Here is a 5,684-nt window from a genome sequence, read left to right as displayed (position 1 = left end):
GCATCCGACGCGTTCCTCGTCGTGCCGTTCCTCTCGGTGCTGCTGACGTCGGTGCTGGCCGGCTCCGCCGCGCTGAGGGCGCGGGCGTACGGGTGGGCGCTGCTGCCGGCGGGGCTGCTGCTCGTGCTGGCCATCGCCTTCGGCACCACCCAGCCGGCGGTGCCGATCGTGCAGGGCGCGGTGTTCGGCCTGGTCGCGGTGGGGTGGACGGCCTACCGCCGCTCGCTGTCGGCGCAGCAGTACGCCGTGGCATCCGGCTCGACCTCGACGCTCCGCCCGGGGCGACGGGTGCTCGCCGGTGCGGGGGTGCTCGTGCTCGCCATCGGCCTCGGCGCCGGTGTCAGCGCGGCGGCGGCGCCGTCGGGGCCGCGCTACGTCGTGCGGGATGCGATCCAGCCGCCCATCGACCTGCGCGACTACGTCAGCCCGCTGCAGTCCTTCCGCTCGGTCGTGCGCGACAAGGCCGACGAGACGCTCTTCACCGTCGAAGGGCTCCCCGAGGGCGGTCGCGTGCGCCTGGCGACCCTCGACGCGTACGACGGCGTCGTCTACAACGTCGCGAGCGAGGGGGCGGGATCGTCGGCGAGCTTCCAGCGCCTGGGGGACCGCATCCCCGCCACGGTCGAGGGCGACGAGGCCACCGTCACCATCGAGATCGGGTCGCTGCGCGGCGTCTGGCTTCCCGACGTGGGCTACCTCACCGGCATCCGCTACGACGGCGAGCGGGCCGACGACCTGCGCCGTTCCACGTTCTACAACCGCGCCACCGGCGTCGGGGTGGTGACGGCGGGTCTGCGGGAGGGTGACCGGTACACCCTCGACGTCGTCGTTCCCCCGACGCCCAGCCGCGGGCAGCTGGAGGAGGCGGCTGTGGCGCCCCTGGCGCTGCCTCCGCAGCGGAACGTGCCCGAGGGCGCCGCCTCGATGGCCTCGACGATGGTGGGTGGAGCGAGCACGCCCTTCGAGCAGGCTGACGCCATAGCGACGACCCTTTCGACGAAGGGCTTCTTCAGCCACGGCCTCGAGGGCGAGGCGATCTCGCGCGCCGGCCACGGCTCGGAGCGCATCCAGGCGGTGCTGGCGGCCCCGGAGCGCATGGTCGGCGACGACGAGCAGTACGCCGTCACGATGGCGCTGCTGGCCGGCCAGCTGGGTCTTCCCGCCCGGGTGGTCATGGGGTTCTACCCCGAAGAGCACGACGCCGGAGCTCCCTTTGCCGCGACCGGCGAGGATCTGCACGCGTGGGTCGAGATCGCGTTCGACGAGTACGGGTGGGTCGTGTTCGACCCGACCCCGCCCGAGGACCAGGTGCCCACCGACCAGCAGACGGTGCCGCAGACACAGCTGCAGCCGCAGACCCTGCAGCCGCCGCCCCCCGCGCAGGACCCGGTGAATCTGCCCCCGGACATCCCCGAAGACGAGGGCAACGAGGACGACGACGACGCCGACGGCTTCTCGTGGCTGACGATCCTCGGCTACATCGCCGCGGGCGTGGGTGTTCTGCTGGCACTGGCGGCGCCCTTCGTGGCTGTGCTGCTGCTCAAGCTGCGACGCCGGAAGCGCCGTCGCGAGACGGGTGCGCCGTCGGAGCGGGCGGGCGGAGCGTGGGCCGAGGTCATCGACACCGCCCACGACATGGGCGCACGGCCCCCCTCGGGCGGCACCCGCAGGGAAGAGGCGCGCGTGCTCTCCCAGACACTCGCCGTACCCGACTCCGTCGTCGCCGTCGCCGGGCGCGCAGATGCCGGAGTGTTCGCCCCGGGTGAGCCGACCGAGGAAGACGTCGAGGGGCTGTGGCGCGAGGTCGACGAGGTCATCGGGGGGCTGCACGGCTCGGTCGGGTTCTGGCGTCGACTACGATCGCGGCTGAGCCTGCGCTCGCTGCTCTCGCCCGCCGGCAAGGGTGCGCGCACCACGCGCGGCCGTTCCGCGCCCGCCGCCACGGAGGACCAGTCATGACCGAACTTCGCCGAGAGCCGACGCGCTACACCGCCGGCGAGGCCTATGCCGTCGCCGCGTCGTCGGGGGTGGCGCTGGTGGCCGCAGAGGCGCACACCGCGGTCGTCGAAGCGGTCTGGCAGGCGTTGGCCGCCGGTGGTGACCTCGGCGCCGTGCTGGATGCCGCGACCGGCGCGACCGGACGCTTCGCAGACGTGCCCCCCTTCGCGCTGGTTGTCCTCGCGCAGCCCCCGCGGGTGCTCGTGCGCGGCGACGTCGAGGCTCACGTGTCAGGCGCCGACGGCGCGACCCGCGTGCTCAGCGGTGCCGGCGTCGCGACGTGGAGCGAGCACGTGATCACCGACGCCCGCGAGATAACGCTGCGGGCCGGGGCCCCGGCGGGCGTCGCCCTGCCGCTCGTCGACGGCATCGTGCGCGCCGTCGGCGTGACCGTGGCGTTCCCGGCGGCGGAGGGCGCGGTGGCGGCCGTCGCCGCCGAGCCGCAGGCAGTGCTGCAGCCCCGCGCTCGTCGAGGACGTGCCGGCCTGGGTGAGCGGCGACGTGCCAGCGCTGCCCTCCGCGCCCGATGAGCACGCCGAGGTGCCTGCCGAGTCCGACGCGCCCGACGAAGTGCCTGCGGGCGGTGATGCGCTCGAGACCGTGCAGTCCGACAGCGGCCGGTTCGCGCACCTGTGGGGTGAGACGGTCATGGCGTCGGTGGCGGCCGCGGCGGTGATCGACGCCCAGGGCGACGCCGAAGGTGCCGTGCCGACCCCTGCCGTCGGCGCGGCGGGGATCACCGAGGCCGATGCGCCGCTCGTACGCGGCGGCGACCACGACGGCGCGACGGTCTCGCTCGCGGCCGCCCGGGCGATGCGCTCCCAGCGGCTGGGCGACGTGCCGCCCGTTCCCCGTCCGCCCTCGGCGGGGCTGCTGGAACTGTCGACCGGGCGCACCGTGCAGGTCGAGCGGCCCGTTGTGGTGGGGCGGCGTCCGCGCGCGGCCCGCGTCGGCGCCGATGCGCCGCAGCTCATCACGGTGGACAGCCCCCGACAAGACATCTCCCGCAGTCACATCGAAGTGCGCCGCGAGGGCGAGACGGCGGTGGTGGTCGATCTCGACACCACCAACGGCACGGTGCTGCACCGCGAAGGCGCGAGCCCCGTGCGGCTGCATCCTGGTGAGCCGACGATGCTGGTCGACGGCGACGTGCTCGACCTCGGCGACGAGGTGACCGTGACCTACCGGGAGCAGTGATGGGCGCGTCGCGGCCACCGGCCTCTCCCCCCGACATACCGGGCTTCACCTATCGGGAGCTGCTCGGCTCGGGGGGCTTCGCCGATGTCTTCCTGTACGACCAGGCGCTCCCGCAGCGACGCGTCGCGGTGAAGGTGCTGCTCGCCGATCGACTCAGCCAGACGTCGCTGGATGACTTCGCCGCCGAGGCGAACATCATGGCGCAGCTGTCGACGCACCCGGCGATCGTCACGATCTACCAGGCCGGTGTGTCCGACGACGGCCGGCCGTACCTGGTCATGGAGTACTGCTCGCGCCCGAACCTGCAGGTGCGCTACCGCCGCGAGCCGTTCTCGATCGCCGAGGCGCTGCGCGTCGGCGTGCAGGTCGCGGCGGCCGTCGAGACCGCGCACCGCGCCGGCATCCTCCATCGCGACATCAAACCGGCCAACATCCTCGTCACCGACTACAACCGGCCCGCGCTCACCGATTTCGGCATCGCGACCGCCGGTGACAGCGACGAGGAGATCGCCGGCATGTCGATCCCGTGGTCCCCGCCCGAGGCGTTCGCCGAAGCGGGGGCGCCCGGAGTCGCCGGTGACGTCTACGCGCTCGCCGCGACCGTTTACACGCTGCTCGCAGGGCGCTCGCCCTACGAGCTGCCCGGGCAGCGCAACGGCAGCGCAGACCTGGTGCAGCGCGTGCTCACCCAGCCGCTGCCGCCGCTCGGCCGCGCCGACGCCCCGCCGTCGCTGCAGCGGGCGCTGGAGCGGGCGATGGCTCCCTCTCCGTCCGACCGCTACGCCAGCGCGCTGGAGTTCGCCCGTGCGCTGCAGCGCGTGCAGCTCGAGCTGAGCATGGCGGCAACGCCCATCGACGTCATCGACGAGAGCGCCGCCAACGACACCCCCGAGGACGACGAGGACGGCGGCCTCACCCGCATCCGGGGCATCGTGAACATCGACCCCTCGCTGCCACCGCCCATCGTGCGTGCGCCCGGCTCGACCGCCCCCAGCGCGGGCACGACATCACCCCCCGCATCGACGACCGTCGGCGCCACGATGATGCGGCCGCAGCCGGTGCAGATGCCCACGTGGGAGAGTGCGATCCCCGAGACGACCGTGCGTCGCTCGGCGCCACTGGCCCCGCCGAACGCCGCGGCCCCCGCGCCTGCGTTCGCCGGTCCGGACGCAACCGCACGGTCCCGCGCGACGGAGGAGGATGCTGCCGAAGACGCGGCGGCCGCGCCGCCGCGTCGGCCCCGGCGCACCGGCGCCCTCGTCGGCGCGATCGTGGCCGCCGCCGTCGTGCTCGCGGGGGGCGGCATCGCGCTCGCCGCGGGGGCCGGCCTGCTCGCGCCTGCGCCGGAACCCTCGTCGGCCCCCGCCGAGGAGGAGGGTCCCGTCGACATCCTCCCCACCGGCGGTGTGCCCGCCGTCGTGGAGCTGCAGGGCGTCGTCGCGGGCGGCGAGGTCACCTTCTCGTGGCGCAATCCCGCCGAGGAGGAGGGCGACAGCTACCTCTGGGGCGTGCAGCGTCTGGGTGAATCGACACGGCTGGAGTCCACCGCCGACACCACCGTCACGGTCCCTGTCGAAGCCGGCGGACTCACCTGCATCGAGGTCACGGTGGTGCGGGCCGACCGGCAGAGTTCGCCGACGGCGGAGGCCTGCGCGCCCTGACCTCAGGTGAGGGGGGTCGTCGGGACCTGGCCCGTCTCGGGCGTGTGCGAGAGCACCTTGACGATGATCCCCCGGCGGCGAAGCTCCGCGATGGTGCGCGACTCTTCGTCGACGTCGCGCCCGAGGGCGTGCACGGTCGCCACCACGACGACATCTCCTCGCGACAGCCGCCCGAACAGTCGGGTCAGGCGTTCCTGCCACGTCTCCATGGTCTCGGGAGACGGATGGCGGAAGCCCTCGATGGGCACGCCGAAGCGCGAGAGCTCGTCGCGCTGGCGCACGATGCTGGGCATGTCGTCGCGTGCCACCACCAGTCCCACGAGCCGGGAGCCGGCGGGACGGGCCAGCCACCAGTCCCGGGACTGCTCGAGATCGCGGAAAGCCGGCGGCACGCGCCCCGGCTCGACCGGCAACGCGATCGACTCGGCGTAGTCCGCCGGAGCCCGCTGCGTGGTGGTCTGCTCAGGCGCGGCGTGCTGCGGGGCGACATCGGTCATGGGCTGCTCCTTGGTCCCCTTCATTGTCTCTCAGCGGGCCGACACGCAGTCAATCGCCTTCGCCCTTCAGCCGCAGGCGAAGATTCATCTCCTCGGCGTCGAGCTCGGCCAGCGCGTGCCGCAGCGCCCCCGAGCTGATGCCGCTGCGGGCGAGCGTGCGCAGGCGTCCCCGCATCGTGGCGAGCAGCACGAGGCGCAGTTCCAGCCGGTCGCGCACGGCAACGCTCTCGTCCTCATCGGGTGCCTCCGACATGCGCGAGCCCACCTGGCTGAGGAGCTCGGGAGGGAACGGTGTGCCGTCGGCTCGCGCCAGGCCGGGGCTCTCGAGCTT

Annotated in this window: 5 protein-coding genes and 1 pseudogene; 4 read left to right on the top strand and 2 right to left on the bottom strand. The window is 73.8% G+C overall.

Annotated elements, in window-relative coordinates; translation table 11 throughout:
• From NQ160_RS17135 to NQ160_RS17120, 4 genes are all read left to right on the top strand, one after another.
• Window positions 1-1,959: transglutaminase family protein (locus tag NQ160_RS17135; RefSeq protein ID WP_257516366.1), on the top strand; the 1,959-nt coding region annotated here is incomplete at its 5' end.
• On the top strand, window positions 1,956-2,528 hold the full coding sequence (locus NQ160_RS17130) for a hypothetical protein (RefSeq protein ID WP_257516365.1): 573 nt from the start codon (window positions 1,956-1,958) through the stop codon (window positions 2,526-2,528). The genes NQ160_RS17135 and NQ160_RS17130, both read left to right, overlap by 4 nt.
• Complete coding sequence (locus tag NQ160_RS17125; RefSeq protein ID WP_257516364.1) at window positions 2,500-3,195, top strand: FHA domain-containing protein; 696 nt, start codon at window positions 2,500-2,502, stop codon at window positions 3,193-3,195. The genes NQ160_RS17130 and NQ160_RS17125 overlap by 29 nt, the downstream gene beginning before the upstream one ends.
• The gene (locus NQ160_RS17120; protein WP_257516363.1) at window positions 3,195-4,856 is read left to right on the top strand and encodes a serine/threonine-protein kinase; all 1,662 of its coding nucleotides are present in this window, start codon (window positions 3,195-3,197) and stop codon (window positions 4,854-4,856) included. The genes NQ160_RS17125 and NQ160_RS17120 overlap by 1 nt, the downstream gene beginning before the upstream one ends.
• 2 nt (window positions 4,857-4,858) lie before the next feature.
• On the opposite strand, the gene NQ160_RS17115 is transcribed toward NQ160_RS17120, so the two are convergent.
• Complete coding sequence (locus tag NQ160_RS17115; protein WP_257516362.1) at window positions 4,859-5,353, bottom strand: recombinase family protein; 495 nt, start codon at window positions 5,351-5,353, stop codon at window positions 4,859-4,861.
• Between the two features lie 49 nt (window positions 5,354-5,402).
• Window positions 5,403-5,684: pseudogene (locus NQ160_RS17110) on the bottom strand (cation:proton antiporter); the annotation flags it as partial.

This window comes from Microbacterium sp. zg.Y909 (assembly GCF_024626565.1).
The sequence above is the reverse complement of the archived record's forward strand: the minus strand, read 5'-3'. Positions and strand labels throughout refer to the sequence as shown.

Excerpts from the sequence above, each read along its gene's own strand:
- NQ160_RS17130 (WP_257516365.1), top strand. The coding sequence starts at position 1,956 with ATGACCGAACTTCGCCGAGAGCCGACGCGCTACACCGCCGGCGAGGCC.
- NQ160_RS17120 (WP_257516363.1), top strand. The coding sequence starts at position 3,195 with ATGGGCGCGTCGCGGCCACCGGCCTCTCCCCCCGACATACCGGGCTTC.
- NQ160_RS17115 (WP_257516362.1), bottom strand. The coding sequence starts at position 5,353 with ATGACCGATGTCGCCCCGCAGCACGCCGCGCCTGAGCAGACCACCACG.